Source organism: Pseudomonas sp. FG98 (genome assembly GCF_057808595.1).
In genome coordinates, this window is the sequence record NZ_JBMDIJ010000002.1 from 152,593 (window position 1) to 177,654 (window position 25,062).

General features: G+C 60.8%; 27 protein-coding genes. 9 read left to right on the forward strand and 18 right to left on the reverse strand.

Annotation, left to right across the window (positions count from 1 at the left end; translation table 11 throughout):
• Positions 1-28: 28 nt before the first annotated feature.
• The 5 genes from pheS to thrS form a co-directional block, all read right to left on the reverse strand.
• Positions 29-1,045 carry a phenylalanine--tRNA ligase subunit alpha gene (gene pheS, locus ACODSK_RS02290; RefSeq protein ID WP_330075375.1) on the reverse strand — a complete coding sequence of 339 codons (1,017 nt, stop codon included), beginning with the start codon at positions 1,043-1,045 and terminating at the stop codon, positions 29-31.
• Between the two features lie 107 nt (positions 1,046-1,152).
• Positions 1,153-1,509, reverse strand: coding sequence for a 50S ribosomal protein L20 (gene rplT / locus ACODSK_RS02295; protein ID WP_009394046.1), 357 nt, complete (start codon positions 1,507-1,509; stop codon positions 1,153-1,155).
• A 28-nt stretch (positions 1,510-1,537) separates the two neighbouring features.
• Complete coding sequence (gene rpmI / locus ACODSK_RS02300) at positions 1,538-1,732, reverse strand: 50S ribosomal protein L35 (protein ID WP_009394045.1); 195 nt, start codon at positions 1,730-1,732, stop codon at positions 1,538-1,540.
• Between the two features lie 60 nt (positions 1,733-1,792).
• On the reverse strand, positions 1,793-2,344 hold the full coding sequence (gene infC / locus ACODSK_RS02305) for a translation initiation factor IF-3 (RefSeq protein WP_489013748.1): 552 nt from the start codon (positions 2,342-2,344) through the stop codon (positions 1,793-1,795).
• Positions 2,344-4,266, reverse strand: a complete 1,923-nt coding sequence (thrS, locus tag ACODSK_RS02310) for a threonine--tRNA ligase (protein WP_489013572.1) — start codon at positions 4,264-4,266, stop codon at positions 2,344-2,346. Before thrS ends, infC begins: the two co-directional genes overlap by 1 nt.
• 371 nt (positions 4,267-4,637) lie before the next feature.
• Here thrS and ACODSK_RS02315 point away from each other — a divergent pair, with 371 nt between their 5' ends.
• Both ACODSK_RS02315 and ACODSK_RS02320 read left to right on the forward strand, forming a co-directional pair.
• Entirely contained in the window at positions 4,638-4,943 is a 306-nt protein-coding gene (locus tag ACODSK_RS02315) for a hypothetical protein (RefSeq protein ID WP_489013573.1), read from the forward strand.
• A gap of 150 nt (positions 4,944-5,093) precedes the next feature.
• Entirely contained in the window at positions 5,094-5,306 is a 213-nt protein-coding gene (locus tag ACODSK_RS02320) for a cold-shock protein (RefSeq protein ID WP_042126302.1), read from the forward strand.
• A 63-nt stretch (positions 5,307-5,369) separates the two neighbouring features.
• Here ACODSK_RS02320 and ACODSK_RS02325 read toward each other — a convergent pair whose 3' ends face one another.
• Positions 5,370-5,690: an I78 family peptidase inhibitor gene (locus ACODSK_RS02325; RefSeq protein ID WP_489013575.1), complete on the reverse strand. Its 321-nt coding sequence runs from the start codon at positions 5,688-5,690 to the stop codon at positions 5,370-5,372.
• A gap of 137 nt (positions 5,691-5,827) precedes the next feature.
• Positions 5,828-6,130 carry a hypothetical protein gene (locus tag ACODSK_RS02330; protein ID WP_489013577.1) on the reverse strand — a complete coding sequence of 101 codons (303 nt, stop codon included), beginning with the start codon at positions 6,128-6,130 and terminating at the stop codon, positions 5,828-5,830.
• A 187-nt stretch (positions 6,131-6,317) separates the two neighbouring features.
• Between ACODSK_RS02330 and ACODSK_RS02335 the strand changes: the two genes are divergently transcribed.
• Positions 6,318-6,578 carry a hypothetical protein gene (locus ACODSK_RS02335; protein ID WP_489013579.1) on the forward strand — a complete coding sequence of 87 codons (261 nt, stop codon included), beginning with the start codon at positions 6,318-6,320 and terminating at the stop codon, positions 6,576-6,578.
• Here the strand turns inward: ACODSK_RS02335 and rbsK are convergent.
• The 5 genes from rbsK to ACODSK_RS02360 are packed head-to-tail and all read right to left on the reverse strand — an operon-like array spanning position 6,523 to position 11,939.
• On the reverse strand, positions 6,523-7,431 hold the full coding sequence (rbsK, locus tag ACODSK_RS02340; protein ID WP_489013581.1) for a ribokinase: 909 nt from the start codon (positions 7,429-7,431) through the stop codon (positions 6,523-6,525). The genes ACODSK_RS02335 and rbsK overlap by 56 nt on opposite strands.
• A 6-nt stretch (positions 7,432-7,437) precedes the next feature.
• Positions 7,438-8,460 carry a LacI family DNA-binding transcriptional regulator gene (locus ACODSK_RS02345; protein WP_489013583.1) on the reverse strand — a complete coding sequence of 341 codons (1,023 nt, stop codon included), beginning with the start codon at positions 8,458-8,460 and terminating at the stop codon, positions 7,438-7,440.
• Positions 8,461-8,464: 4 nt separating this feature from the next.
• Positions 8,465-9,454 carry an ABC transporter permease gene (locus ACODSK_RS02350; RefSeq protein ID WP_489013584.1) on the reverse strand — a complete coding sequence of 330 codons (990 nt, stop codon included), beginning with the start codon at positions 9,452-9,454 and terminating at the stop codon, positions 8,465-8,467.
• Positions 9,451-10,995, reverse strand: a complete 1,545-nt coding sequence (locus tag ACODSK_RS02355) for a sugar ABC transporter ATP-binding protein (RefSeq protein WP_489013586.1) — start codon at positions 10,993-10,995, stop codon at positions 9,451-9,453. Before ACODSK_RS02355 ends, ACODSK_RS02350 begins: the two co-directional genes overlap by 4 nt.
• Positions 10,992-11,939: a sugar ABC transporter substrate-binding protein gene (locus ACODSK_RS02360; RefSeq protein ID WP_489013588.1), complete on the reverse strand. Its 948-nt coding sequence runs from the start codon at positions 11,937-11,939 to the stop codon at positions 10,992-10,994. The genes ACODSK_RS02355 and ACODSK_RS02360 overlap by 4 nt, the downstream gene beginning before the upstream one ends.
• Positions 11,940-12,334: 395 nt before the next feature.
• On the opposite strand from ACODSK_RS02360, the gene ACODSK_RS02365 reads away from it, so the two are divergent.
• A complete protein-coding gene (locus ACODSK_RS02365) occupies positions 12,335-12,580 on the forward strand; it encodes a DUF1654 domain-containing protein (protein ID WP_489013589.1) in 246 nt (81 codons plus the stop codon).
• Between the two features lie 5 nt (positions 12,581-12,585).
• Complete coding sequence (locus tag ACODSK_RS02370; RefSeq protein ID WP_489013591.1) at positions 12,586-13,275, forward strand: endonuclease; 690 nt, start codon at positions 12,586-12,588, stop codon at positions 13,273-13,275.
• A 16-nt stretch (positions 13,276-13,291) separates the two neighbouring features.
• Here ACODSK_RS02370 and ACODSK_RS02375 read toward each other — a convergent pair whose 3' ends face one another.
• The 6 genes from ACODSK_RS02375 to ACODSK_RS02400 form a co-directional block, all read right to left on the reverse strand.
• Complete coding sequence (locus ACODSK_RS02375; RefSeq protein ID WP_489013593.1) at positions 13,292-13,717, reverse strand: GTP pyrophosphokinase; 426 nt, start codon at positions 13,715-13,717, stop codon at positions 13,292-13,294.
• A 103-nt stretch (positions 13,718-13,820) separates the two neighbouring features.
• Positions 13,821-14,390, reverse strand: coding sequence for an SPOR domain-containing protein (locus ACODSK_RS02380; RefSeq protein WP_489013595.1), 570 nt, complete (start codon positions 14,388-14,390; stop codon positions 13,821-13,823).
• Positions 14,391-14,448: 58 nt separating this feature from the next.
• Positions 14,449-16,704: an Orn/Lys/Arg family decarboxylase gene (locus ACODSK_RS02385; protein ID WP_489013597.1), complete on the reverse strand. Its 2,256-nt coding sequence runs from the start codon at positions 16,702-16,704 to the stop codon at positions 14,449-14,451.
• An 87-nt stretch (positions 16,705-16,791) separates the two neighbouring features.
• Positions 16,792-17,538 (reverse strand): DNA polymerase III subunit epsilon, encoded by a 747-nt coding sequence (dnaQ, locus tag ACODSK_RS02390; protein WP_489013598.1) that lies wholly within the window; start codon positions 17,536-17,538, stop codon positions 16,792-16,794.
• Positions 17,539-17,624: 86 nt separating this feature from the next.
• Positions 17,625-18,071 (reverse strand): ribonuclease HI, encoded by a 447-nt coding sequence (gene rnhA / locus ACODSK_RS02395; protein WP_489013599.1) that lies wholly within the window; start codon positions 18,069-18,071, stop codon positions 17,625-17,627.
• On the reverse strand, positions 18,068-18,862 hold the full coding sequence (locus tag ACODSK_RS02400; RefSeq protein ID WP_489013601.1) for a class I SAM-dependent methyltransferase: 795 nt from the start codon (positions 18,860-18,862) through the stop codon (positions 18,068-18,070). The genes rnhA and ACODSK_RS02400 overlap by 4 nt, the downstream gene beginning before the upstream one ends.
• A 79-nt stretch (positions 18,863-18,941) precedes the next feature.
• On the opposite strand from ACODSK_RS02400, the gene gloB reads away from it, so the two are divergent.
• From gloB to ACODSK_RS02420, 4 genes are all read left to right on the forward strand, one after another.
• Positions 18,942-19,721: a hydroxyacylglutathione hydrolase gene (gene gloB / locus ACODSK_RS02405; RefSeq protein ID WP_489013750.1), complete on the forward strand. Its 780-nt coding sequence runs from the start codon at positions 18,942-18,944 to the stop codon at positions 19,719-19,721.
• A 100-nt stretch (positions 19,722-19,821) separates the two neighbouring features.
• Complete coding sequence (locus ACODSK_RS02410; protein WP_489013603.1) at positions 19,822-21,261, forward strand: lytic transglycosylase domain-containing protein; 1,440 nt, start codon at positions 19,822-19,824, stop codon at positions 21,259-21,261.
• Between the two features lie 121 nt (positions 21,262-21,382).
• Entirely contained in the window at positions 21,383-23,212 is a 1,830-nt protein-coding gene (locus ACODSK_RS02415; RefSeq protein WP_489013604.1) for an extracellular solute-binding protein, read from the forward strand.
• The gene (locus ACODSK_RS02420) at positions 23,209-25,062 is read left to right on the forward strand and encodes an extracellular solute-binding protein (RefSeq protein ID WP_489013606.1); all 1,854 of its coding nucleotides are present in this window, start codon (positions 23,209-23,211) and stop codon (positions 25,060-25,062) included. The genes ACODSK_RS02415 and ACODSK_RS02420 overlap by 4 nt, the downstream gene beginning before the upstream one ends.

The window sequence follows — 25,062 nt, forward strand, 5'->3', positions numbered from 1 at the left end:
CTCCTAAAGATTCGTTACGGGTGCGCGACTAGCGAAATTGCGCGAGGAACCGCAAATCGTTGTCGAAGAACAGGCGCAAATCATTGACGCCGTAACGCAGCATGGCCAGGCGCTCAGCCCCCATGCCGAAAGCGAAGCCCGAGAACTCTTCGGGGTCGATACCGGACATGCGCAGCACGTTTGGATGGACCATGCCGCAGCCCATGACTTCCAGCCAGCCGGTCTGCTTGCAGACGCGGCAGCCTTTGCCACTGCACATCACACACTGGATATCGACTTCAGCCGAAGGCTCGGTGAAGGGGAAGAACGATGGACGGAAACGTACCGCCAGTTCTTTCTCGAAGAACACCCGGAGGAACTCTTCGATGGTGCCTTTGAGGTCGGCAAAATTGATGTCGCGATCGACCAGCAGGCCTTCGACCTGGTGGAACATCGGCGAGTGGGTCAGGTCCGAGTCGCAACGGTAGACGCGACCTGGGCAGACAATACGGATCGGCGGCTGCGAGGACTCCATGGTCCGCACCTGCACCGGCGAGGTGTGGGTGCGCAGCAGCATGTTCGCATTGAAATAGAAGGTGTCGTGCATTGCCCGAGCCGGGTGATGGCCGGGAATGTTGAGCGCTTCGAAGTTGTGATAGTCGTCTTCGACCTCTGGGCCTTCGGCAATGCCATAGCCGATATGGGTGAAGAACTGTTCGATGCGTTCGAGGGTACGGGTGATCGGGTGCAGACCACCGGAAGTCTGGCCACGGCCCGGCAAGGTCACGTCAATGCATTCGGCCGCCAGGCGAGCGCTGAGCTCAGCCTCTTCGAAGGCGGTCTTGCGCGCATTGAGCACTTCGGTGACGCGTTCCTTGGCGTCGTTGATCAGCGCACCGACTTTCGGACGCTCATCGGCTGGCAGGTTGCCCAGGGTCTTCATCACCTGGGTCAGTTCGCCTTTCTTGCCAAGGAATTGAACCCGGATCTGCTCCAGGGCATTGATGTCTTCAGCGCGCTCCACAGCTTCCAGGGCTTGTGAGACCAGCGCATCCAGGTTTTCCATGTACAGACTCCAGATACGAAATAGGGGAAGAGCTTACAGGCTCTTCCCCTATTTATGACGTTTAACATTCGCCGCCGAATTCGACGGCGAATGATTGTCGTGGGTACTTAAGCCAGGACGGCTTTAGCTTTCTCGACAATCGCAGCAAACGCCGCTTTTTCGTTCACTGCCAGATCAGCCAGAACCTTACGGTCGATCTCGATGGACGCCTTTTTCAGACCAGCGATCAGACGGCTGTAGGACAGACCGTTGTTGCGAGCACCAGCGTTGATACGGGCGATCCACAGAGCGCGGAACTGACGTTTTTTCTGACGACGGTCGCGGTAGGCGTATTGGCCTGCCTTGATGACCGCTTGCTTGGCAACACGGAATACGCGGGAACGCGCGCCGTAGTAGCCTTTAGCCAGTTTCAGAATTTTCTTGTGACGCTTACGAGCGATGACGCCACGCTTTACACGAGCCATGAGTTACTTCCTCTATCTTTGACCGAAATTAACGTACGCGCAGCATGCGCTCGACTTTTGCAACGTCCGACGGGTGCAGCAGGCTGCTACCACGCAGTTGACGCTTACGCTTGGTCGACATTTTGGTCAGGATGTGGCTCTTGAAAGCGTGCTTGTGCTTGAAGCCGGAAGCGGTTTTCAGGAAACGCTTCGCGGCACCGCTTTTGGTTTTCATTTTTGGCATGTTCGGATACTCCGCATTCAGTGGATAAACATAACCGCAAGGCCTGCCGTGCCCTGGTGGTTACTTCTTTTTCTTGGGGGCGATGACCATCATAAGCTGGCGTCCTTCCATCTTCGGATGCTGCTCAACGGTGCCGTATTCAGCGAGGTCGGCTTCGACCCGCTTCAACAGCTCCATGCCCAGCTCCTGGTGAGCCATCTCACGGCCGCGGAATCTCAGAGAGATCTTGGCCTTGTCCCCATCATTAAGGAAACGTACCAGGTTGCGTAGTTTTACCTGGTAATCCCCTTCTTCCGTCCCTGGACGAAACTTGATTTCTTTGATCTGGATCTGCTTCTGGTTCTTCTTCGCCGCAGCCTGCTGCTTCTTCTTCTCGAAGAGGCTCTTGCCGTAGTCCATGACCCGGCACACAGGAGGTACAGCGTCAGCAGAAATTTCTACCAGATCCAGCTTCGCTTCATCAGCGATACGAAGCGCTTCATCAATCGAGACGATGCCAATCTGCTCGCCGTCAGCGCCAATTAACCGAACCTCGCGGGCCGAGATATTCTCGTTGATCGGGGCCTTCGGTGCAGTTCGTTTATCCTGTCTCATATCACGCTTAATGGTAATTACTCCGAATCTTGGCGACCACGCCGGGAAACCGCTTGCGCAAGCAAGTCCGCGAACTGGGCGACGGGCATGGAGCCCAGGTCAGCACCTTCACGGGTACGCACAGCGACAGTTTGCGTTTCGACTTCCCGATCTCCAATAACCAAGAGATAGGGAACCTTGAGCAAGGTATGCTCGCGGATTTTAAAGCCGATCTTTTCATTTCTCAAGTCAGACTTGGCACGGAATCCGCTATTGGCCAGGGTTTTTTCCACCTGAAGGGCGAATTCGGCCTGTTTGTCGGTGATATTCATGACCACCGCCTGGGTTGGCGCCAGCCAGGCCGGGAATGCACCTTCGTAGTGCTCGATCAGAATTCCGACGAAACGCTCGAACGAACCGAGAATGGCACGGTGCAGCATCACTGGGTGCTTGCGACCGTTGTCTTCGGAAACGTACTCGGCACCAAGGCGGATCGGCAGGTTGAAGTCCAGCTGCAGGGTACCGCATTGCCATACGCGACCCAGGCAGTCCTTCAACGAGAACTCGATCTTCGGACCGTAGAAAGCACCCTCGCCCGGCTGCAGGTCATACGCCAGGCCAGCGTTGTCCAGTGCAGCGGCCAGCGCGGCCTCGGCACGATCCCACAGCTCGTCGGAGCCGACACGTTTTTCCGGACGAGTGGACAGCTTGAGCTGGATATCCTGGAAACCGAAGTCGGAGTACACGTCCATGGTCAGCTTGATGAATGCAGCCGACTCGGATTGCATCTGGTCTTCGGTGCAGAAGATGTGTGCGTCATCCTGGGTGAAACCGCGCACACGCATGATGCCGTGCAGCGCGCCGGATGCTTCGTTGCGGTGGCAAGCACCGAACTCGGCCAGACGCAGCGGCAGCTCGCGGTAGCTTTTCAGACCCTGGTTGAACACCTGCACGTGGCACGGGCAGTTCATCGGTTTGATCGCGTAGTCGCGGTTTTCCGACTGAGTGGTGAACATGTTGTCGGCGTAGTTGGCCCAGTGCCCGGACTTTTCCCACAGGGTACGATCGACCACCTGCGGAGTCTTGATCTCCAGGTAGCCGTTGTCGCGCTGCACCTGGCGCATGTACTGCTCCAGCACCTGGTACAGGGTCCAGCCGTTCGGGTGCCAGAACACCATGCCCGGCGCTTCTTCCTGGAGGTGGAACAGGCCGAGACGCTTGCCGATCTTGCGGTGATCGCGCTTTTCGGCCTCTTCGATACGCTGGATATAAGCTGCCAACTGCTTCTTGTCGGCCCAGGCGGTGCCATAGACGCGCTGCAACTGCTCGTTCTTGGCATCGCCACGCCAGTAGGCGCCAGACAGCTTGGTCAGCTTGAACGACTTGAGGAAGCGAGTGTTCGGCACGTGCGGACCGCGGCACATGTCGACATATTCTTCGTGGTAGTACAGGCCCATCGCCTGCTCATCAGGCATGTCCTCGACCAGGCGCAGCTTGTAGTCTTCGCCACGGGCCGTGAACACGTCGATCACCTCGGCACGCGGGGTGACCTTCTTGATGACATCGTAGTCCTTGTCGATCAGCTGCTGCATGCGCTGCTCGATCGCCGCCATGTCTTCAGGCGTGAAAGGACGCTCGTAGGCGATGTCGTAGTAGAAGCCTTCGTCAATGACCGGACCGATGACCATTTTCGCGGTCGGGTACAGTTGCTTCACAGCGTGACCGACAAGGTGCGCGCAGGAGTGACGAATGATTTCCAGCCCCTCTTCGTCCTTGGGCGTAATGATTTGCAGACGGGCGTCGTGTTCGATCAGGTCGCAAGCATCGACCAGCTTGCCATCGACCTTGCCGGCCAGCGTAGCCTTGGCCAGGCCTGCACCAATGGATGCGGCGACCTCGGCGACGGTAACCGCCTTGTCGAACGTACGTTGACTGCCATCGGGAAGAGTAATTACGGGCATGGCGCCTCCTCTCCTAGTGGTGACCCCTACCAAAGGTCACGTGGGTTGGGATGAGCCAGTACGCGATTCGCCCCTGTCTTTTCTCTCGAAAAGCCTGCCTCACAGTGGCAGAAGTCGAATGCCTGCCAGGGAACGAACCAGAGTGACTGGAACAGAAATAAGTAAGAACGGAAACGCACGGAACAGAGGTCCAGCGAAACCGAGCCAAGCATGCTAGCACACGGATTGGCGCCTGCGACGTGCGAGAGCGGTGACAAGCGGAAATATTTGGAAAAAGGACCGCCGAGTGAACTCCCGCGATTTTTTACCGATCAGAGTCACTGAAGCGTCCTACTCTTCCATGAGACCGACAACCCAAGGAGTGCACGGTTATGCGACTTCATTCCCTTCTCACACTGACCGCCGCCGGATGCCTGCTACTGCCCCTGGCCGCCACCGCCGGTCCATGGCCCGCAGGCAAGAAAGGCGAATACATGGATCAATGCGTGCAGGTCGCCACTGGACAGGGCGTCAGCGCCAGCAAAGCCGACGAGCACTGCAAATGCGGCGCGAACGCCCTCGAGAAGAACTTCACCACCCAGGAAATCGAAAAACTGGACAGCAGGACCGAGATCGATGCTTCCCTGAGGGCGCGAGCCGAGACTGCGGTCAAGGCCGCCTGCGCACCCAAAAAATAAGCTGACCCGGCTGATTCTTGCGCCAGGTCAGCATTCGATGAAGCTAAAAGCCACCACATCCGAATAATTAGACTATGATGTCCCGGTGCATCCTGTTGGCTCTCGGCGACACCGCACTACCGAAAATCAAGTTTCCTGGAGATACACCCCATGTCCAATCGCCAAACCGGCACCGTCAAATGGTTCAACGATGAGAAAGGCTACGGCTTCATCACTCCTCAAGGTGGCGGTGACGACCTGTTCGTACACTTCAAGGCCATCGAATCCGACGGGTTCAAATCCTTGAAAGAAGGCCAGACCGTATCCTTCGTGGCTGAGAAAGGCCAAAAAGGCATGCAGGCTGCACAAGTTCGCCCAGAGTAAGTTCTCTGGCGAATAAAAAACCCGTCGCTCGCGACGGGTTTTTTTATGCCTGGAATTCGTTGATCAACCGCAATTGACCCGGCTGACAACGCCCTTGTCGTCAGCATGCAGATTCAGACGCTCGGAACGATACTCCAGGGTAATCGCATCGGTTGGTTTCAGAATACGAGCCAACTGCGCCCCACTCGCCTTGCGCGCCTGCTCCAGCAAATCGGCGGACGCCGCCTTGCCGACTGCAAACTCGGCACTGCTAGCTTCGCAACGACTGTCAGGGTTTGCGGAAACCACAGGCTCAGACGTTTTCGACCCACTGCCACCGCTACTGCAACCAACCAGAACGACGGCGGCCAGCAGGCTCACCAGTGATGCACGCATGGGAAACATGAATCCTCCTTAGGGATACTGAATGCTGTTCGATCCGACAGCATTTCATGCCAGTTGTTGCAAAAAAGGGCGCCAGTCTGCCCGAGTCGTCTCTCCAGGGGAAATGACAATAGTGTCTGGATTTTGCGCCGAATGACTCAGTAAAGATCAATATAGTCGCTCGAAGGCTTTGGCCAATTATCCTGCAGGACCTTGAATACCTGGCGAACCCAGCGCTCATCCTCTGCGGCCGCGATGCCGACACAACCAGAGCCGGCAGCCCAGGTTTCCAGGCGAAACAGCACACCATCGAGTTGGGCGCCACCAACGACCTCGGACAACCAGGCCAGCCCCTGTCGGCTGACGCGTAGCTGGTTGTGTTTCATGCCATTGCCATTGGCAAGCAGTTGGCGAACCTGTTCGAGGGTAAATTGCTGCGGGTCGTTGAGGTCGATATTCATGCTGCGGCCCTGCCGATGAAAATACCGATAGTTTGCCACGCCGGCGCCCTTATGCCTAAGTCGCAGAGCCGCCTCGCGCGGGGGATGGTTAAACTGGAAACGCAGCGCCCAGGCCTTGCCAACCGCTGTCGAACAACTGACGAACCGGCCGTTCACCTTCAATAAAACGAGTCACCGCGAGAGCACCATGACCAGCCACAGCATCGACGCCGACATCAAGGTGAAATGGCCTGAAGGCCAGAGCGCCTACAGCCCCGGAACAGCGGAAGAACTGACCCTTATCGCAATCGACCTGCTGGTCAAGGAGATGGGTAGCGACGCCGCTCGCACCTTTATCGATCAGGTCTTCGAGCGTTATCGCCACGACCCCGTCAACGCCCCCTCACACGACATCACAAGCCGAGCTCAGCCAACCGGGGAATCGACGGTTGCGCCCCCGCACGAGTGACCGAAATCGCAGCTGCACGCTGACCGAAGCTGATTGCCTCGCGCTCAGTGCATCCCCTGGCCAGGGCTGCGGCGAAAGCGCCAACGAAGGTATCGCCGGCGGCCGTTGTATCTACCGACTGCACGACCGGTACGGTGAAGTGCTCATCACCCTGGACATCGACCAGCAAGGCCCCCTGCGCCCCCAAAGTGACGATTACCCGCTCCACCCCAAAGCCCTGTAACTGCCGGGCGGCAGAACGCGCCGAGGACAGATCCCACACCGGCAGACCGGTCAAAGCCGCCAGTTCACTTTCATTGGGAATCAGGTAGTCGATATTGGCGAGCCACTCCACGGGTAACGGCCCACTGACCGGAGCGGGATTGAGAATCACCGTCTTGCCCAGCTCCCGTGCCCGGGCAAGGGTGAATGCCACCGTCTGTGTCGGGACCTCCATCTGGCAGACAACCACATTGGCGCTCTGCAACAACGCATCGAAACGCTCTATCGAGCCAGGCAGAAGGTAGCCGTTGCTGCCAGCGACAATGACAATGGTGTTCTGACTCGCGGCATCCACCACAATCAGCGCCACACCACTGGACACACCGGCAATCACCTCCACCGCCGTACAATCGATGCCCTCGGCGGACAAACCATCACGCAATTGCTGACCGTAGGCATCATCGCCGACGCAGCCGACCATCGCCACCTGCGCTCCCATCCGTGCTGCCGCGACCGCCTGGTTTGCCCCCTTGCCCCCAGGAACGGTGTCGAAGGTCGTTCCGGCCAGCGTCTCCCCTGCCCGCGGCAGACGTTCGGCCCGAGCAACCAGATCCATATTGAGGCTACCGACTACCACTACCCTGCCTTGCATGCGCCCCTACCTCTCTTCAGCGAACAGGTCCGGGCTGCGCCCGGTGGACTCGCGCAAGACGATCTTCGGCGCAACGATCCGCTGCTCTGTCGGCAATGCTTCAGCACCACTGATACGTCGCAGCAACATCGATGTCGCCATCTCGCCAAGATCGCGAATGGATTGCCCGACAGTGGTCAGCGCCGGGTAGACGTATTGGCACATCTGGATATCGTCGAAGCCGATCACCGACAACTCGCCCGGCACCGTGATATGTCGCTCGGCGGCCGCACGCAATACGCCCATACCAATCATGTCGTTGCCGGCAAAGATTGCCGTAGGGCGATTGCGGCCGAGCAATTGGGCCGCCACACCGTAACCACCAAGACTGGTGAAGTCGCTGTTTATCACCCGCCCCTCGCGCAGCGTCACGCCAGCCTCGACCAACGCACGCTGGAAACCGGCAAGGCGCATCTTTGCCACACTGGTATCTGCCGGTCCGTTGATACAGGCGATGTCCACATGCCCAAGGTCAAGAAGGTGCCGGGTAGCCAGATACGCGCCCTGTTCATGGTCGATACGCACAAGATCGGCATCCACACCCTCCAGTGCACGATCGAGAATGACCATCGGGGTACGTACGCTGGACAGGCTGTCGAGCAGGTCACGATCCTCACCCACCGAGGCGACGATCAGGCCGTCGATGCGCTTTTCCAGGAGCACCCGCAGGTAACTGCGCTGCTTTTGCGGGTTGTCGTCGGAGTTGCACAGGATCACGCAGTAGCCATTGCGTTCGCAGGCATCCTCGATACCCCGGGCCAGCTCGGCAAAATAGGGATTGACGCTATTGGGCACCAGCAGGCCGATGGTCGCGGTACTGCGCGCCTTGAGCGAGCGCGCCACGGCACTGGGCACGTAATCGAGCTGAGCGATGGCTGCCTCGACCTTCAACCGCACAGGCTCGCTGACCGGCCGGGTCTTGTTCAGCACGTGGGAAACGGTGGTGTAGGAAATGCCGGCCAGCGCCGCTACGTCTTTTATGGTTGCCATGCTTTCAATTCCGCCGGCCGGTACGCCGACTGCGATAGGTGTCGAGAATCACGGCGATCACGATGACCGCTCCAGTGATGATGCGCTTGGTAGGCTCGGAAGCCCCGATCTGTGCCAGGCCCGCCGCCAGCACCGAGATGATCAGTACGCCGAAGAAGGTACTGACGACCGAACCCCGCCCTCCCATCAGACTGGTACCACCGATCACCACGGCCGCGATGACCTGCAGCTCCAGGCCGGAGCCGGCATTGGGATCCGCCGCTTCCAGACGTGAAATCTGGAACAGTGCTGCCAATCCGGCGAGCAAGCCCATCAGGGAGAACACGAGGATCCTGTAGGGTCGCGGATCGACCCCGGCCAGGCGCACCGCCTCTTCGTTGGTGCCTATACCGATCAGGTAACGCCCGAAGACCGTGCGCCCGAGCACCAGTTGAGCCAGTACGACTACCGCCAGCGCAATCAGAAAGGACGGCGAAACACCCATGGCAAAAGGCTCGGATAGCCATGCCAGAGCGTCGCCAATGTAGGCTGTGCGCGAGTCGGTCAGTTGATAGGCGGCGCCCCGGGCAATTTCCAGCACGCCCAGGGAAACAATGAAGGAGGGAATACGCCAGGCCACGGTAATGGACCCGGTCAGGCTACCGACCAGCGCAGCGCAGCCCATGCCCAACAGGGCCGCAGGCAATACACTCCAGCCCCAGCCAAGCATGGCCACGCTCACTACCGAGCCCGCCAGGGCCAATACCGAACCGACGGACAGATCGATACCACCGATGATCAGCACGAAGGTCATGCCAACCGCCAGGACCATCAGATCGGGAATCTGGTTGGCCAAGGTGCTGAAGGTGGCGTACGACAGGAAATGACTGCTGAGCAGGGAAAACAGCACCACCATGCCCAGCAAGGCAGCGGACAGCCCGAGATAGGTACCCAGCGAGAGCTGGCCAGCGCTGCGCTTGCTGCCGAGCGCGGTACCCGGAGAAGATATTTTCATTGAAGGCTTCCGAACGCTGCGTCGGACAGCAGCGCTTCACGTTTCTGATAGCCGGAAAAGGCCGCATCAAGGAGCTCACCCTGGCTCCAGCCGCCCCGCTCGAAGGTGTCGACCAGACGCCCCGCGGAAATCACACCGATGCGATCACAGATCAGCATCAACTCACGCAGATCACTGGACACCACCAGCAACGCCTTGCCCTGACTCGCCAGCTCGGCAAGCAAAGCATAGATATCCAGCTTGGCGCCGACATCGATGCCTCGGGTTGGTTCGTCGAACAACAGCACCGTACAGTCACGCTCGAGCCAGCGACCGATCACCACTTTCTGCTGGTTACCACCCGACAGTTCGCCAACCGACTGTCCCGGCCCTGCGCTACGGATGCGCAAGGCGTCGATACGACGCTCGGCCAGCGCCTGCTCGGCAGCGCGATCCAGCACTCCCGCTCGGGACACCGCCTCGAGATTGCCCAGGACCAGGTTCGCGCTGATCGACTCGCTCAGCAGCAAGCCCTCGCCTTTGCGGTCTTCGCTGATCAGCGCAAGGCCCTGGCGCACCGCCGCCATCGGCGAGTCGATCCGGCAGACCCGCAATGGCTGCCCCAACTCCACCGTACCCTGATCGGCAGTGTCGGCACCGTAGATCAGGCGTAACAGCTCGGTACGCCCTGCCCCCACCAGGCCACACAACCCGAAGATTTCGCCAGCACATACTTCGAAGGAAACATCGATGACCTTGTCGCTGCGCCCAAGGCCGCTGACCCGCAACAAAGGTTCGCCGATACGCCTCTCCTGCGCATCGAGATGCTCACCCAGCTCCCGCCCAACCATCAGCCTGACCAGTTCTTCGCTGCTGTAGCGCTGGATCGGATCGACACAGACCAAACGACCATCACGCAACACCGCGATCCGTTGCGCCACACGCTTGAGCTCTTCGAGCCGATGCGAGATGTAGACGATCGCGACACCACGTTGGCGCAGCAGCTCGACCTGGGCGAACAGCAACTCCACCTCGCGCTCGGTGAGCATGGCGGTCGGCTCATCGAGAATCAGCAGATGGCAGTCGCCGATCAGGTTGCGAGCGATCTCGACCATTTGTTGATGCCCGATACCCAGATCAGCCACCAGCGTGTCCGGATCGATGGCGTCCAGCCCCATCCGCACCATGGCCTCCCTGGCCTGCTCACGCAGACGCTGGCGATCGATCCAGCCGAAGCGGCCAGGCAGATGATGGAGAAACAGGTTTTCCGCAACACTGAGCGTCGGCAGCAGGTTCAGCTCCTGCATGACCATGCGCACGCCCAGGCGCTCGGCGGCAGCACGGCTGGCCGGTTGATAGGGCTGTCCGCGAAACTCCATGCTCCCCGCGCTGGCTGATTCCAGACCAGCGATGATCTTCGACAGGGTGCTCTTGCCAGCACCGTTCTCTCCGGTGAGCGCCAGCACCTCGCCGTGCCGGAGAGTCAGGTCGATACCGTCGAGCACCTGCTGCGCGTAGGTCTTGCCAACCCCGCTGATGGTCAGCAGCACGTCCACGCTCATGGCGTGCGGGTCACCAGGTCGACGGGCGTCTGGATGACATTGTCGGCATCCACCTCGGGCTTTTCCCCCTTGAGCATCGTCAACGCCGCCTCGATGCCAAACACTGCCTGGCGGGCAGCGTACTGGTCGGCGGTGGCAAGTACACGACCGTCGGCGAGCATCGGCGCAATGGCCTTGATGTTGTCGTATCCCACTACCTGCACCTGGCCACTGCGGCCTGCGGAGCGCACCGCCGATACGGCGCCCAGGGCCATACTGTCGTTGCCTGCAAGCAACGCCTTGAGGTTCGGGTATTCATTGAGCATCGCGGAGGCAACGGCATTGCCCTTGTTGATCTCCCAGTTGCCGGATTGCACCGAGACGACCTTCATCTGTGCCGCCTCCATTGCGTCCTTGAACCCGGCGGTGCGTTGCTGGGCGTTGGTGGTAGTCGGCACCCCCTCGATGATGCCGACCTCATCACCAGCCTTCAGCTTGCCGGCCAGGTACTCCCCAACCAGGCGAGCGCCCTTGCGATTGTCCGGCCCCACGAAAGGCACGCTCAGTTGCTTGCTTGCCAGCACGCCAGGATCAAGGCGGTTGTCGATATTGACCACGGTGATGCCCGCGTCCATTGCGCGCTTGATGACCGGAACCAGGGCTTTGGAGTCCGCTGGCGCGATCACCAGGGCATTCACCTTCGAGACGATCATCTGCTCGACGATGCGGATCTGGGCGCTGGTATCGGACTCATCCTTGATGCCATTGGATACCAGCTCGAAATCCTCGGAGTGTTCTTTCTGGTAGGCCTTGGCGCCATCTTCCATGGTCAGGAAGAACTCGTTGGCCAGGGATTTCATGACCAGCGCGACCTTGGGACGGTCACCGGCATGCACGACGGAAGCTAGGGGAAGGACGGTGAGCATGGCCATGGCCAGAATCCGTCCACAGGAAGGCAGATGCATGTAGTTCACTCCGCATTTTATGCTTTTTATCGGATCGCAAACGTTTGCTATACCCCACTATGCGAACGGAACCCGACTTTGTCAAATACCGGACAAAGCTCTTTGCAGAGACCGGGGCGCGGGAATTGTCACTCAAACGCTCGGAAAACCGAACTTTTAATTGGAAACCTTCCGGATTTCCGACCCGGAAGAAAGTGCCTTTCCGATTCTAGGCAATGGGCCAGCGTTTGCCGCCCTAACCCCGCGCTTGCGCAAACCAGTTGGATTTATTTTTCAAGCCACGCAGCAAAAGCATGCTGGAGCGGTCACATGGCTTCTTTGAACCGACTAGCTGTTGCGAAAACTCCTACAGTTAAATACTGTATGCGCATACAGCAAAACAAGGAAACACTCTCGTGGCCACCTCCTCCGCTACCACGCCTGCCAGCAGCTATGAGCAGCTCGGCGTCCGCATCCAGAAAATCATCAACGCCCCAACCGCCCAGCGTTCCAGGGCCGCGCTGATCTTCCGCCTCGAACACGAGTCCGTGGACGACTGGGAGACCCTGCTCGAGGAAATAGCAGAAAACGACAACGTCACCCTCGCTCATCGCGACGATGGTGGCGTGCAGATTTTCTGGACGGTGCCGAAGGAAGACTGACGCGGATGAGATTCACGGTATTGGCAGCCAGCTGCCTGTTGTTCAGCCTCACCGCCCACGCCGACGCCCCCCGTACTTTCAGCGAAGCCAAGAAGGTTGCGTGGCGCCTTTATGCACCCCAATCGACGGAGTTCTATTGCGGTTGCAAGTACAACGGTAACAAGGTGGATCTGGCCGGTTGCGGCTATGTCCCGCGCAAGAATGCCAACCGTGCCTCGCGCATCGAGTGGGAACACATTGTGCCGGCCTGGCAGATCGGCCATCAGCGCCAGTGCTGGCAAAGCGGTGGACGCAAGAACTGCTCACGCAACGACACGGTCTATCAGCGCGCGGAAGCCGACCTGCACAACCTGGTACCCAGCATCGGCGAGGTCAACGGCGATCGCAGCAACTTCAGTTTCGGCTGGCTGCCCGAACAGCATGGGCAATACGGATCGTGCCTGACCCAGGTGGATTTCAAGGCGAAGAAGGTCATGCCGCGCCCCTCCATTCGCGGGATGATCGCGCGCACTTATTTCTACATGAGCAAACACTACGATCTGCGCTTGTCCAAGCAGGACCGGCAGCTGTATGAAGCCTGGAACAAGACCTATCCGGCCCAGGCCTGGGAGCGCCAGCGCAACCAGCAGGTGGCCTGCGTGATGGGCCACGGCAACGAGTTTGTCGGCCCGGTGGACCTCAAGGCCTGCAGCTGAACTGCGCTACGCAACGTCAGGCCAGCGTCTGCAGATAGGCGCTGGCCTGTTGGCACCTCTGCAAACGGGCGATATCGGCAGGACCGGGAAGGACGATGCGGGTCAGGTCGCTCTCATCGGCCAGATCCGCCAGCTTCACAGCCCTGGCCAGTGGATCGCAGCCGATCCTTGCGACGAACTCCTCATCGCTTTCTCCTCCCCGCGGGCTCAAGGCCTGAACTGCGGCGAGAATCTTCAAGGCGAAGCCTTCCCGAGCCAGGTCGGACAGGGTCATCGGCGAATCCTGAAGGACCTCGTGCAGCACCGCTACAATTCGCTGCTCAGTGGTCGAAACCCGCAGCATGACCCGCAATGGATGCAGGATATACGCGGCACCTACCTTGTCCCGATGCCCTTCGTGGGCACGGGCTGCAACTGTAATGGCTCGCTCCAGCGTGGACATGGCCCCCTCCTCACCGTTGCTGCACTCATCGATGGAACACCTTCCTCAATGAGCATAGCCCGACAAACGCCGAAGCACCGGCGGCAAGGCGTTGCTGGAGGGCTTATCGCGGAGCGTCGTGCTGGATCACCACCGAGTCGGTGCCCAGGCGCGCCATCACGTCGTTCTTGCTGGATTCGGCCTCGGCCTTCTCCATGAACGGACCAAGCAGGACCACCGGCTTGCCATCGCGGTAGGTCACCGAAGACGGGATGCCCTTCTCGATCAGCCGCGCAGTGATGTCGCTGAGCGCCCCCATGTTCGGCCCCTGGATGATTTCCACATCCCAGCCCTGAGGGGCAGGATCGTTGGCGATGGCGTCGGCGCGCCGCTGCAGGTCGGCGCCACCGCACACTTCGCGGATGCGCAGATCGTTGCCGGTCTCGTCGATGATGATGTTGTAGTCCGCGCCGTTCTTGATCGCCACATAGCTGCGATACGGCAGGTAGCTGCCACTGTCGTCCTTGCCACGGAACTGACCGCAGATATCTCCCTGGGTATTGAACCGCACATTGGCGAACTTGGCCGTCTTCGGATTCGGCAGATGCTCGGCGACCTGCTTGTGAACCCGCTCCGCATCGTTGTCACAGCCGGCCAGGGCCAGTACCGCCATTACCACCGCCACTTTGCGCACGCGCTTACCTCCTGAATTCAAGCGGCGGATTCTAGCACCTGGCTACAACTCGGGTCCGCTACTCCTTGACGCAGTCCACGGTGTAGACCCGCACCCCATCTATTTCTTCATGTTGCAAACCGTGCACGTCGGCGACGAATCCAGGAAAGCCCGTGTCGAAGGCACGGGCGAAGGCGAGGTAATCCAGAATCGAGCGAGTCGCTTCGGTGAAACGCTCTCCGGGCATGATCAATGGAATGCCCGGTGGATACGGCACCAGCATCACGGCGGCGATACGCCCCAGCAACTGCTCGATAGGCACCGCCTCGACCTCGCCACGAACCAGCTTGTCGTAAGCGTCGGCAGGCTTCATCACGACTTCCGGCAGGCGGGTATAGAGACGCTTGAGCTGCTTGGCCGTGGCATTGCTGCGATAACAGCCGTGCAGTTCGTCGCAGAGGTCGCGCAAGCCCATGCCGCGATAGCGTTGCGCCCCTTCGCCGGCAACGCAGGGCAGGCACTGGGTCAGTTCGGTGTTGGCGTCATAGTTGCGCTTGAACTCGAGCAACTCGGTGAGCAAGGTGCTCCATTTGCCCTTGGTGATGCCCATGGAGAACAGCACCAGAAAGGAATACAACCCGGTTTTCTCCACCACCAGTCCGCGCTCCCAGAGAAACTTGCTGACCACCGCCGCCGGGATACCATGACGGTCGAGGCTGCCCCCGGCATCCAGCCCGGGCATGACCAGGGTCACCTTGATCGGATCCAGCAGTACATAGTCCTCGCTGACATCACCGAAGCCATGCCATTGCGCCTGGGGCTCAAGCAACCAGTCCTCGGTGGCGACCCGGTGGATCCCCTCTACCCGGGGCGGCTGCCAGACGCTGAACCACCAGTCCTCGGCATCCAGGTGCTGACGCAGATTGGCCAGGGCCCGACGAAAACTCAGCGCTTCGTCGAACATTTCCTGGAGCAGCGAACGCCCCGCAGGCCCCTCCATCATCGCCGAGGACACATCGAGCGACGCGAGGATGCTGTATTGCGGTGAGGTGGAGATATGCATCATGAAGGCTTCGTTGAAGCGATCGCGGTCCAATTGCCGGCGGCCACCATCCTGCACATGGATCATCGACGCCTGACTGAAAGCGGCCAGCAGCTTGTGGGTGGAATGGGTACTGAATACCAGCGGGCTTTCGGCGCTGCGCGAAGTCCCCATGGCGTAGCGTCCGGCAAAGAACTCATGGAAAGCGGCGTAGGCATACCAGGCCTCGTCGAAGTGCAAGACCTCGACACTGCTGCCAAGGGTCTGCTTGATCAGTTCGGCGTTGTAGCACAGGCCGTCGTAGGTGGAGTTGGTCACTACCGCCATCTTGACCCGCGGCTCGCGGCCCTTGGTCAAGGGATTGGCGAGAACCTTCCCCTGGATCGATTCGGGACTGAACTCGCTCAAGGGAATCGGGCCGATGATGCCCAGTTCGTTGCGCTCCGGGCACAGGTACAGGGGAATCGCGCCGGTCATGATGATCGCGTGCAGCACCGACTTGTGGCAGTTGCGATCCACCAGCACCAGATCGTCACGACCGACCATCGAATGCCAGACGATCTTGTTCGCCGTCGACGTGCCGTTGATCACGAAAAAGGTATGGTCGGCGCCAAAATTGCGCGCGGCACGAGCTTCGGCTTCCGCCAGCGGGCCGGTGTGGTCCAACAGCGAACCTAGCTCCGGCACAGAAACCGACAGGTCCGAACGCAAGGTGTTTTCCCCGAAGAACTGGTGGAAGGCCTGGCCCACGGGACTCTTGCGATAGGCCACGCCGCCTCCATGCCCCGGGGTATGCCAGGAATAGTTGGATTGCGCCGTGTGCTGGACCAGCGCCTTGAAGAACGGCGGCAACAGGCCATCCAGGTAATTGTGCGCGGCGCGGGCTACCTGGCGGGCAAGAAAGGGCACGGTGTCTTCGAACAGGTAAAGGATGCCGCGCAACTGGTTCAGCTCGCTCATGGCGTCGGCGGGGGCGTTCTCGAGAGTGACTTGCTCGCCGAGGGCGAAGATCGGCAGATGGGGTGCGCGGGAACGGGCCAGGCGGATCAGCTCGACCATGTTCTGCAGCAGATGAGTGTTTTCCCCTGCACCTTCGGCGGCGATCAGCATGCAGGCGAGGCCATGATGGGTCGCCGCAACCAGGCGGCCTTCGGCGTAATCGATGGCACTGAGGATGGTGAACCCATCCTGCGCCAATTCCTGGGCGATGCCGCGGACGCGGTCACCGGCTACGGTGTCGGACTTGATGTCACGGTGAACGATCAGAACGGGAAACTTGAGATCCTTGTACATGAGCGGCGTTACCTTCTTCCTGCGGCAGGCCCCACGGGCCGTTCCTCTCAGGGTAGAAGGTCGCCGCCATCACGCGCGGCGAATGCCTCAATTGCTCTGGGTCAGTTGCTGCCAGAGAGCCGGTCCGCCGGCCGACTTGGCGATGGCTTCGAGACGCGCCACATGGGCTTCGAGTTCATCGGCCGAGGCCCGGATGATGCGCCCGGACTGACGGCTGGCCGGCAAGCGCCGGATCTCGCTGCCCTGGGTCGCAGCGCCCTCGCCTTCACCATCATGGCCTGCCAGCGAAAGGCTGGTCTGGCCACCGGTCATCGCCAGGAAGACATCGGCAAGCAACTCGGAGTCGAGCAAGGCGCCGTGCAAATCACGACCGGAGTTGTCGATGCCATAGCGTTTGCACAGGGCATCGAGGCTGTTGCGCTGACCCGGATGACGCTCGCGGGCCATCATCAGGGTGTCGAGGATCTCGCAATGCGCGGAAAGATTGGCGCGATCCTGCTGGCCGATCAGGGCGAATTCGTTATTGAGGAAGCCGACGTCGAACGCCGCGTTGTGGATGACCAGGCGCGCACCCTGGATGAAGTCGAAGAACTCGTCGGCGACCTCGGCGAAACGTGGTTTGCCCACCAGGAAGGCATCAGTGATGCCGTGGACACCAATAGCGCCTTCGTCGCTCGGACGATCCGGCTGCAGGTAGACGTGGAAGTGACGCCCGCTCAGGCGTCGGCCGATCAGCTCGACGCAGCCGATCTCGATGACCCGGTGGCCGTCGGTCACCGGCATACCGGTGGTTTCGGTATCGAGGACTACCGACCTGTTGTTTTGCAAATCCACGTCGGTGCTCTCCTGCCGTGTTGCTCAAAGCGGCGAATCTTAACCCAGCTTCGCCGCCGCGTCCCGGAGATTCATCGGCGGGCGCCTCAGCGCACGCCGCGAACCTCGTCGACGCCGCGGTTGGCCAACTGATCCGCGCGCTCGTTGCCGTGGTGGCCGATGTGACCGCGAACCCATTTCCAGGTGACCTTGTGCCGGTTGACCTGCTCGTCGAGCAACTGCCAGAGGTCGGCGTTCTTCACCGGCTCCTTGGCGGCGGTTTTCCAACCGCGCTTCTTCCAGTTGGTCATCCACTCGGTGATGCCTTTCATCACGTACTGGGAGTCGGTCACCAGCAGCACTTCGCATTCGCGACGCAGCGCCTCGAGGCCCTTGATCGCCGCCATCAGTTCCATGCGGTTGTTGGTGGTTTCACGCTCGCCACCCCAGAGTTCCTTCTCGACCCCCTTGTACACCATCAGCACGCCCCAGCCGCCGGGCCCGGGATTGCCCTTGCAGGCGCCATCGGTGTAGATCTCTACGCTCTCGCTCATGTACAGCCTTTTTCATCGTTGAAGGGTCTGCCTTCCGGGTGAGGCGCCTGGCGATTGACCTTGGCCAGCGGCAGGGGCAGCAGCTTGCCCATCGGCTCGCGACGCTCCTGGCGCAGCGGCCGCAGGCCGACCACCATCTTGCGCGCCACCAGCAGGTAGACACCGCCACCAGAGCTCTGCCAACGCCCGGCAACCCGCTCCCACCCGGCCAGCCGGGCTTGCCAGGCGGGCGAGGCAAGCGGCGGACGATAACACCCGAACCGGCGTTTCTCCAGCGCGAAACCGAGCAGGTTGAGCCAGTCACCCACCCGTGAAGGCGAGATGCAGCGGGCCTTGCGCAAGGCATCGTGAGCGAACACCCGCCGCAGGCCCCAACTGCTCCACGGATTGATTCCGACGATCAGCAGGTGACCACCCGGGCGCACGCTGCTGGCTGCCTCGCGCAACAGGCCGTGTGGGGACAGCGAGAAATCCAGGCCGTGCTGCAGCACCACCACATCGGCCGCGTGTTCGCTCAGCGGCCAGGCCTGCTCTTCGCAGACGATCTCCACTCCCGGCAAGGGCGCGCCCAGGCGAACGTTGCGCTGCACCTGGGGTGCGGTGGGCGGCGGTTCGGCGCAGGGCCCGTAGTGCACCAGGTAGCCGCCGAAATAACGGCCCAGTTCTTCCTCCAGCAGACGCTGCTCTTCGGCAAGCATCAACTGCCCCAGCGGACCGGCGAACCAGTCACGGGCCAGGCTGATCAGTTCGAGCCACTCGGGATCGGCCTGGGCGAAGGCTTGATCGGTCATTGCGTTCTCCCTGGAAGGTTCTCGATGGGACACATAGCTACTAAGATGCACCCTTGTCCCACGTTTGGCGAATCGCTCGATGATACAGATAGAAGCCTTGCCCGCTTTCAATGACAACTACATCTGGTTGTTGCAGGACACCGCCAACCGTCGCTGCGCGGTCGTCGATCCGGGCGATGCAGCACCGGTGCTGGCCTGGCTTGAACAGAACCCTGGCTGGCGCCTCGAGGACATCCTCATCACCCATCACCACAACGACCATGTCGGCGGTGTCGAGACCCTCAAGGCCGCCACCGGGGCGCGGGTCAGCGGGCCGGTCAACGAGCGCATTCCAGCTCGCGACGTGGCGCTGGATGACGATGATGTGGTCCAGGTCCTGGACACCGACTTCCAGGTCTTCGCGGTCCCCGGCCACACCCTGGGGCATATCGCCTATTTCAGTGACGTCCCGGCCACGCCCCTGCTGTTCAGTGGCGACACCCTGTTCGCCGCCGGTTGCGGTCGACTGTTCGAAGGCACGCCGGAACAGATGCATGAATCGCTCCAGCGCCTGGTCAGCCTGCCCGGAGCCACCCGGGTGTACTGTGCCCACGAGTACACCCTGAGCAATCTGCGCTTCGCCTGCGCGGTCGAACCGGACAACCCGCACGTCCTCGCAAGGTTCGAAGAAGTTTCCCGCTTGCGCGCGGAAAATCGCATCACGTTGCCGTCAACCATCGAGCAAGAGCGCCTGACCAACCCGTTTTTGCGGGTAAACGAAACATCCGTTAAAGAAAAAGCAGACGAACGGACGGGGGGCTTAAACCCTACGCCAAGTGCTGTTTTTGCTGGGTTGAGGGCTTGGAAGGATAGGTTCTAAGCATTGCTGCTTGATGACCGGCGGGTTCTGAAAGGTTGACCCGGTGGGGGGCGCTTTCTAGAATCGCCCGACATTTTCGCCCGGAACTCTGTCCCAGCCAATGTCGTCCAATCGCCGCAGAACCTTCAATTCCGTCGCCCTGACGCGCCTGGCACAGGCCGTCGCGCTCGGCCTGACAGCCACGCTCGTGGGCTGCCAGAGCACCAGTCACCTGGGTGACGACGAAAGCGTTCGCGTACACGTCCAGCCGCGCGTGAAGCACAAGCCTGTGTTCGTCCAGGCCAAGCCCGTCGAGCAAGCGCCACAGGACGTCTGGGACCGTATTCGCCAGGGCTTCCAGCTGCAGGACGACATCGGCGTCAACCCGCGCATCGAGCAGCAGCGCCTGTGGTTCGCCAGCAACCCGACCTTCCTCGAAACCGCTGGCGACCGCGGCAGCCTGTACATCCACTACATTGTCGAGCGCCTCGAAGAACGCGACATGCCGCTGGAGCTGGCACTGCTGCCGGCCATCGAGAGCGCCTACAACCCGATGGCCTACTCCCGCGCCCATGCGGTCGGCCTGTGGCAGTTCATCCCTTCCACCGGGCGTCACTACAACCTGCGCCAGACCCGCTTCTACGATGGCCGACGTGACATCACCGCGTCGACCAATGCCGCACTGGACTACCTGACCCGCCTGCACGACATGTTCAACGGCGACTGGCTGCTGGCCCTGGCGGCCTACAACGCCGGTGAAGGCACGGTCAGCCGGGCGATCGAGCGCAATGAGCGTCTCGGCCTGCCCACCGACTACTGGAACCTGCCGCTGCCCCAGGAAACCCGCGACTACGTACCCAAGTTGCTGGCCCTGTCCCAGGTGGTTCTGACCCCCGAAGCCTACGGCGTGAACCTCAACCCGATCGCCAACGAGCCCTACTTCGAGGCCGTGGCCATCAAGGACCGGCTCGACCTGTCCCGGGTTGCCGCCCTGGCCGAGATCGACGAGGACGAACTGTTCCAGCTCAACCCGGCCTTCAAGAAGCGCATGACCGTGGACGGCCCGCAGCAACTGCTGGTACCGACCGCCAAGGCGCAGTTGCTGACCAGCAGCCTGTCGAGCATGAAGCCCGAGGAGTTGCTGGCACTGCAGCCCAAGGCCGCCGTATTCGAGGCCGCCCTCGCCGAAGCCAACACCCCACCAGCGCGCAGCGTGCGCTACCGGGTCAAGCGCGGCGACAGCCTGGGCAGTATCGCCAAGGCCAACCGGGTCAGCGTCAAGGACCTGCAGCGCTGGAACAAGCTCAAGGGCAATCGCCTGACGGCCGGCCAGACCCTGGTCATGCAAAGCAGCCAGCCGATCGCCGTGGCTTCCACCGCCAAGTCCACCTCCGCCAATGGCAAGCAACGCGCGACCCAGTACAAGGTGCGCAAGGGTGATTCGCTGTATCTGGTCGCCAAGCGCTTCAACGTCGAGATGCAGCATCTCAAGCGCTGGAATCCTCGCAGCGGGCAAGCCTTGAAGCCTGGTCAGACCCTCACTGTCTACCTGCCTCACTGATACGAGGAAAGCAGCACGCAAGAGCGGCGCCCAGGCTCCAGGGACACGCTCTTTTTCCTGCCGATACAAGCTGTTACTGTAGGACGCACAAAGCCCAAGCCGCCTGGATCGGATCGCCGACTTGATACGTCCCCTCCTGCTGTCATTCAGCCTGGTCTTGAGCTTTCCCGCGGGCGCTACCATCACCGAAAGTCACGGTTACGCCCAGTTCGGCACGCTCAAGTACCCTGCCAAGTTCACCCACTTCGACTGGGTCAATCCGCAAGCGCCCAAGGGCGGCACCTTGCGTGCAATGGCATTCGGAACCTTCGATACCCTCAACCCCTACACCTTCAAGGGCAGCAGTCCGGTAACCACGCCGAACTTCCAGCAATACGGGGTCAACGAGCTCAACGAAACCCTGATGGTCGGCACTGGCCAGTACGATCCCTCGGGGGACGAAGCCACATCGAGCTACGGACTGATTGCCCGCTCGGTGGAATATGCCGAGGACCGCAGTTGGGTGGTGTTCAACCTGCGCCCGGAAGCGCACTTCCATGACGGTAAGCCGATCACTGCAGCCGATGTGGCGTTTTCCTACCGCACCCTGCTCAAGGAAGGCCATCCGATCTACCGCACCAATCTGCAGGAGGTCGAACGGGTCGATGTGCTCAACCCACAGCGTATCCGCTTCGTGTTCAAGCGCTCCGGCAATCCGCTGCTGATCCTGCGCCTCGGCGAAATGCCAGTGCTGCCACAACACTATTGGAAAGGCCGGGATTTCAAGGCCACCACCTTCGAGCCCCCGCTGGGCAGCGGCCCCTATCGCATCACCGAGGTGCAGCCAGGTCGACGTCTGGTGTTCCAGCGCGTCAAGGACTGGTGGGGCAAGGACCTCGCGGTCAATCGCGGCAAGTACAACTTCGATCGTGTCGAATACGAGTTCTATCGCGACAGCGACGTGGCGTTCGAAGCCTTCAAGGCTGGCGAGTTCGACATCTATATCGAGCACCAGGCAAAGAACTGGGCCAATGGCTACAACTTCCCGGCAGTACGCCGCGGCCAGGTGATCAAGGCGCAGATCAAGCACCAGATCCCGACCCAGACCCAAGGCCTGTTCATGAACAGCCGGCGCGCAGCCTTCGCCGATCGCCGCGTGCGCAAGGCATTGGGCCTGATGCTCGACTTCGAATGGACCAACCGCACGCTGTTCAGCAGTGCCTACCGGCGCGCCACCAGTTTCTATCCCAACAGCGAGTTCAGCGCCGAGGGCTTGCCAGTGGGCAAGGAGTGGCTGCTGCTGGCGCCCTATCGCGATCAACTGCCAGCCCCCCTCTTCACTCAGCCCTTCACCGTCAGCCAGACCGATGGCCGCGGTATCGGTCGCGATAATCTGCGCCAGGCCCTTGAACTGCTCGGCAAGGCCGGCTGGAAACTCAATGGCCAGCGCCTGCTCAACAGCAACGGCCAACCACTGAAGCTGGAAATCCTCCTGGTCAACCCGAACCTCGAACGCATTCTCCAGCCTTACGTGGAAAACCTTGCCAGCATCGGCATCGATGCGCGCCTGCGTACCGTCGATCGCGCCCAATACAAACAGCGCCTGGATCAATTCGACTTCGACATGATCCTGATGACCCTGAGCCAAACCCTCAGCCCCGGGCTGGAACAATGGCAGTACTTCCATTCCAGCCAGGCCAACACCAAGGGCAGCAAAAACTATGCTGGCGTCGACAACCCGGTGGTCGACCACCTGCTCGACACCCTCCTCGCCGCACAGACCCGCGATGAACAAGTGGCCGCCACCCGCGCCCTGGACCGGGTCCTGCTTTGGCAGCACTACATGATTCCAAACTGGTATCTCGACTATCACCGCCTGGCCTACCGCAACCGGTTCGCCTTCGTCACCACGCCGCCCTACACCCTGGGGCTGAATACCTGGTGGCTCAAGCCTTCGGAGAACGCCCAATGATGCCAATGCCCCGTTTGCGCCAGCTGTTCGGCGGCCTGCTGCTGGCTGGCCTGAGCCTTCCAGGCCTGGCTGCACCGCAGCATGCCGTAACCCTCTATAACGAAGCACCGAAATACCCTGCGGACTTCAAGCATTTCGACTACGTGAACCCGGACGCGCCCAAGGGTGGCATTTTTCGCGAGAACGGATTCGGCAGCTTCGACAGCCTCAACCCGTTCATCAGCAAGGGTGTGCCGGCGGACAATATCGACCTGGTCTACGACACCCTGGCCCGGGCCAGTCTTGACGAGCCTTTCACCGAGTACGGCCTGCTGGCCAAACAGATCGAAAAGGCCCCGGACAACAGTTGGGTGCGCTTCTATCTGCGCCCCGAAGCCCGCTTCCAGGATGGACAGCCGGTACGCGCCGAAGACGTGGTCTTCACCTTCAACACCCTGATGAAAAGCGGCGCCCCGCTGTTCCGCGGCTACTACGCGGACGTCGCCGAGGTGGTCGCCGAAGATCCGCTGAAGGTGCTGTTCAAGTTCAAGCACAGCAACAACCGCGAACTGCCGCTGATCCTCGGCCAGATTGCCGTGCTACCCAAGCATTTCTGGGAAGGTCGCGACTTTACCAAGGGCGGCCTGGAAATCCCGGTGGGCAGCGGGCCGTACAAGGTGGCCGAGGTCAAACCCGGGCGTTCGATCCGCCTGGAACGGGACAAGAACTATTGGGGCAAGGACCTGCCGATCAATCGCGGCTTCTACAATTTCGACGCCATCACCGTCGACTATTACCGCGACAACACCGTGGCCCTCGAAGCGCTCAAGGCCGGGCAGTTCGATTACTGGTACGAGACCAGCGCAAAAAACTGGGCGACTGCCTACAACATCCCGGCGGTACGGGAAAAACGCCTGATTCGCGAAGAAATCCCCAATGGCACCCCAACCGGCATGCAGGGCTTCGTCTTCAACCTGCGCCGCCCGGTGTTCCAGGATGTACGGGTGCGCCAGGCGCTGAGCCTGCTGCTGGACTTCGAGTGGACCAACAAGCAACTGTTCAACGGCGCCTATACCCGCACCGGCAGCTACTTCGAAAACTCCGAGATGGCCGCCAAAGGCCTGCCCGACGCGGACGAGCTGAAACTGCTTGAGCCACTGCGGGGCAAGATTCCCGAGCAAGTCTTCAGCGAAGCCTTAAAGAACCCGGTCACCGATGCCAGCGGCATGATCCGCGAGCAACAGCGCGAGGCCTACAAACTGCTCCAGGACGCCGGCTGGCGCATCGAGAACGACAAGATGGTGGATGCCCAGGGCAAGCCGCTGACTATCGAGTTCCTCCTGGCCCAGACCGAGTTCGAACGCATCCTCCTGCCCTACAAGCGCAACCTCGCCGACCTCGGCATCACCCTGAACATCCGCCGCGTCGACGTGGCCGAGTACATCAACCGCCTGCGCTCGCGGGACTTCGACATGATCGTCGGCGGCTTCCCGCAGTCCAATTCGCCGGGCAACGAACAGCGCGAGTTCTGGCAGAGCGGCAGCGCCGACAATCCGGGCAGCCGCAACTACATGGGCCTGAAGGATCCAGCGGTGGACAGCCTGGTGGAGTCGCTGATCAACGCCGACTCGCGCAAGAACCTGGTCACCCATACCCGTGCCCTCGACCGCGTGCTGCTGTGGGGCTACTACGTAGTGCCGAACTGGCACATCAAGACCTGGCGCGTGGCCTACTGGAACCATATCGGTCACCCGGACACCCCGCCCAAGTACGACATCGGCATCAATACCTGGTGGATCAAGCCCGAAGTGACACCGGCCACCCAGGTCAAGGCCGCCGAAGCCGAAGCCGCAGCGAACGGGGAGCAGTGA

Coding starts and splice junctions, on each gene's coding strand:
- pheS (WP_330075375.1), bottom strand. CDS start 1,045: ATGGAAAACCTGGATGCGCTGGTCTCACAAGCCCTGGAAGCTGTGGAG.
- rplT (WP_009394046.1), bottom strand. CDS start 1,509: ATGGCTCGTGTAAAGCGTGGCGTCATCGCTCGTAAGCGTCACAAGAAA.
- rpmI (WP_009394045.1), bottom strand. CDS start 1,732: ATGCCAAAAATGAAAACCAAAAGCGGTGCCGCGAAGCGTTTCCTGAAA.
- thrS (WP_489013572.1), bottom strand. CDS start 4,266: ATGCCCGTAATTACTCTTCCCGATGGCAGTCAACGTACGTTCGACAAG.
- ACODSK_RS02315 (WP_489013573.1), top strand. CDS start 4,638: ATGCGACTTCATTCCCTTCTCACACTGACCGCCGCCGGATGCCTGCTA.
- ACODSK_RS02320 (WP_042126302.1), top strand. CDS start 5,094: ATGTCCAATCGCCAAACCGGCACCGTCAAATGGTTCAACGATGAGAAA.
- ACODSK_RS02325 (WP_489013575.1), bottom strand. CDS start 5,690: ATGTTTCCCATGCGTGCATCACTGGTGAGCCTGCTGGCCGCCGTCGTT.
- ACODSK_RS02330 (WP_489013577.1), bottom strand. CDS start 6,130: ATGAATATCGACCTCAACGACCCGCAGCAATTTACCCTCGAACAGGTT.
- ACODSK_RS02335 (WP_489013579.1), top strand. CDS start 6,318: ATGACCAGCCACAGCATCGACGCCGACATCAAGGTGAAATGGCCTGAA.
- rbsK (WP_489013581.1), bottom strand. CDS start 7,431: ATGCAAGGCAGGGTAGTGGTAGTCGGTAGCCTCAATATGGATCTGGTT.
- ACODSK_RS02345 (WP_489013583.1), bottom strand. CDS start 8,460: ATGGCAACCATAAAAGACGTAGCGGCGCTGGCCGGCATTTCCTACACC.
- ACODSK_RS02350 (WP_489013584.1), bottom strand. CDS start 9,454: ATGAAAATATCTTCTCCGGGTACCGCGCTCGGCAGCAAGCGCAGCGCT.
- ACODSK_RS02355 (WP_489013586.1), bottom strand. CDS start 10,995: ATGAGCGTGGACGTGCTGCTGACCATCAGCGGGGTTGGCAAGACCTAC.
- ACODSK_RS02360 (WP_489013588.1), bottom strand. CDS start 11,939: ATGCATCTGCCTTCCTGTGGACGGATTCTGGCCATGGCCATGCTCACC.
- ACODSK_RS02370 (WP_489013591.1), top strand. CDS start 12,586: ATGAGATTCACGGTATTGGCAGCCAGCTGCCTGTTGTTCAGCCTCACC.
- ACODSK_RS02375 (WP_489013593.1), bottom strand. CDS start 13,717: ATGTCCACGCTGGAGCGAGCCATTACAGTTGCAGCCCGTGCCCACGAA.
- ACODSK_RS02385 (WP_489013597.1), bottom strand. CDS start 16,704: ATGTACAAGGATCTCAAGTTTCCCGTTCTGATCGTTCACCGTGACATC.
- rnhA (WP_489013599.1), bottom strand. CDS start 18,071: ATGAGCGAGAGCGTAGAGATCTACACCGATGGCGCCTGCAAGGGCAAT.
- ACODSK_RS02400 (WP_489013601.1), bottom strand. CDS start 18,862: ATGACCGATCAAGCCTTCGCCCAGGCCGATCCCGAGTGGCTCGAACTG.
- gloB (WP_489013750.1), top strand. CDS start 18,942: ATGATACAGATAGAAGCCTTGCCCGCTTTCAATGACAACTACATCTGG.
- ACODSK_RS02410 (WP_489013603.1), top strand. CDS start 19,822: ATGTCGTCCAATCGCCGCAGAACCTTCAATTCCGTCGCCCTGACGCGC.
- ACODSK_RS02420 (WP_489013606.1), top strand. CDS start 23,209: ATGATGCCAATGCCCCGTTTGCGCCAGCTGTTCGGCGGCCTGCTGCTG.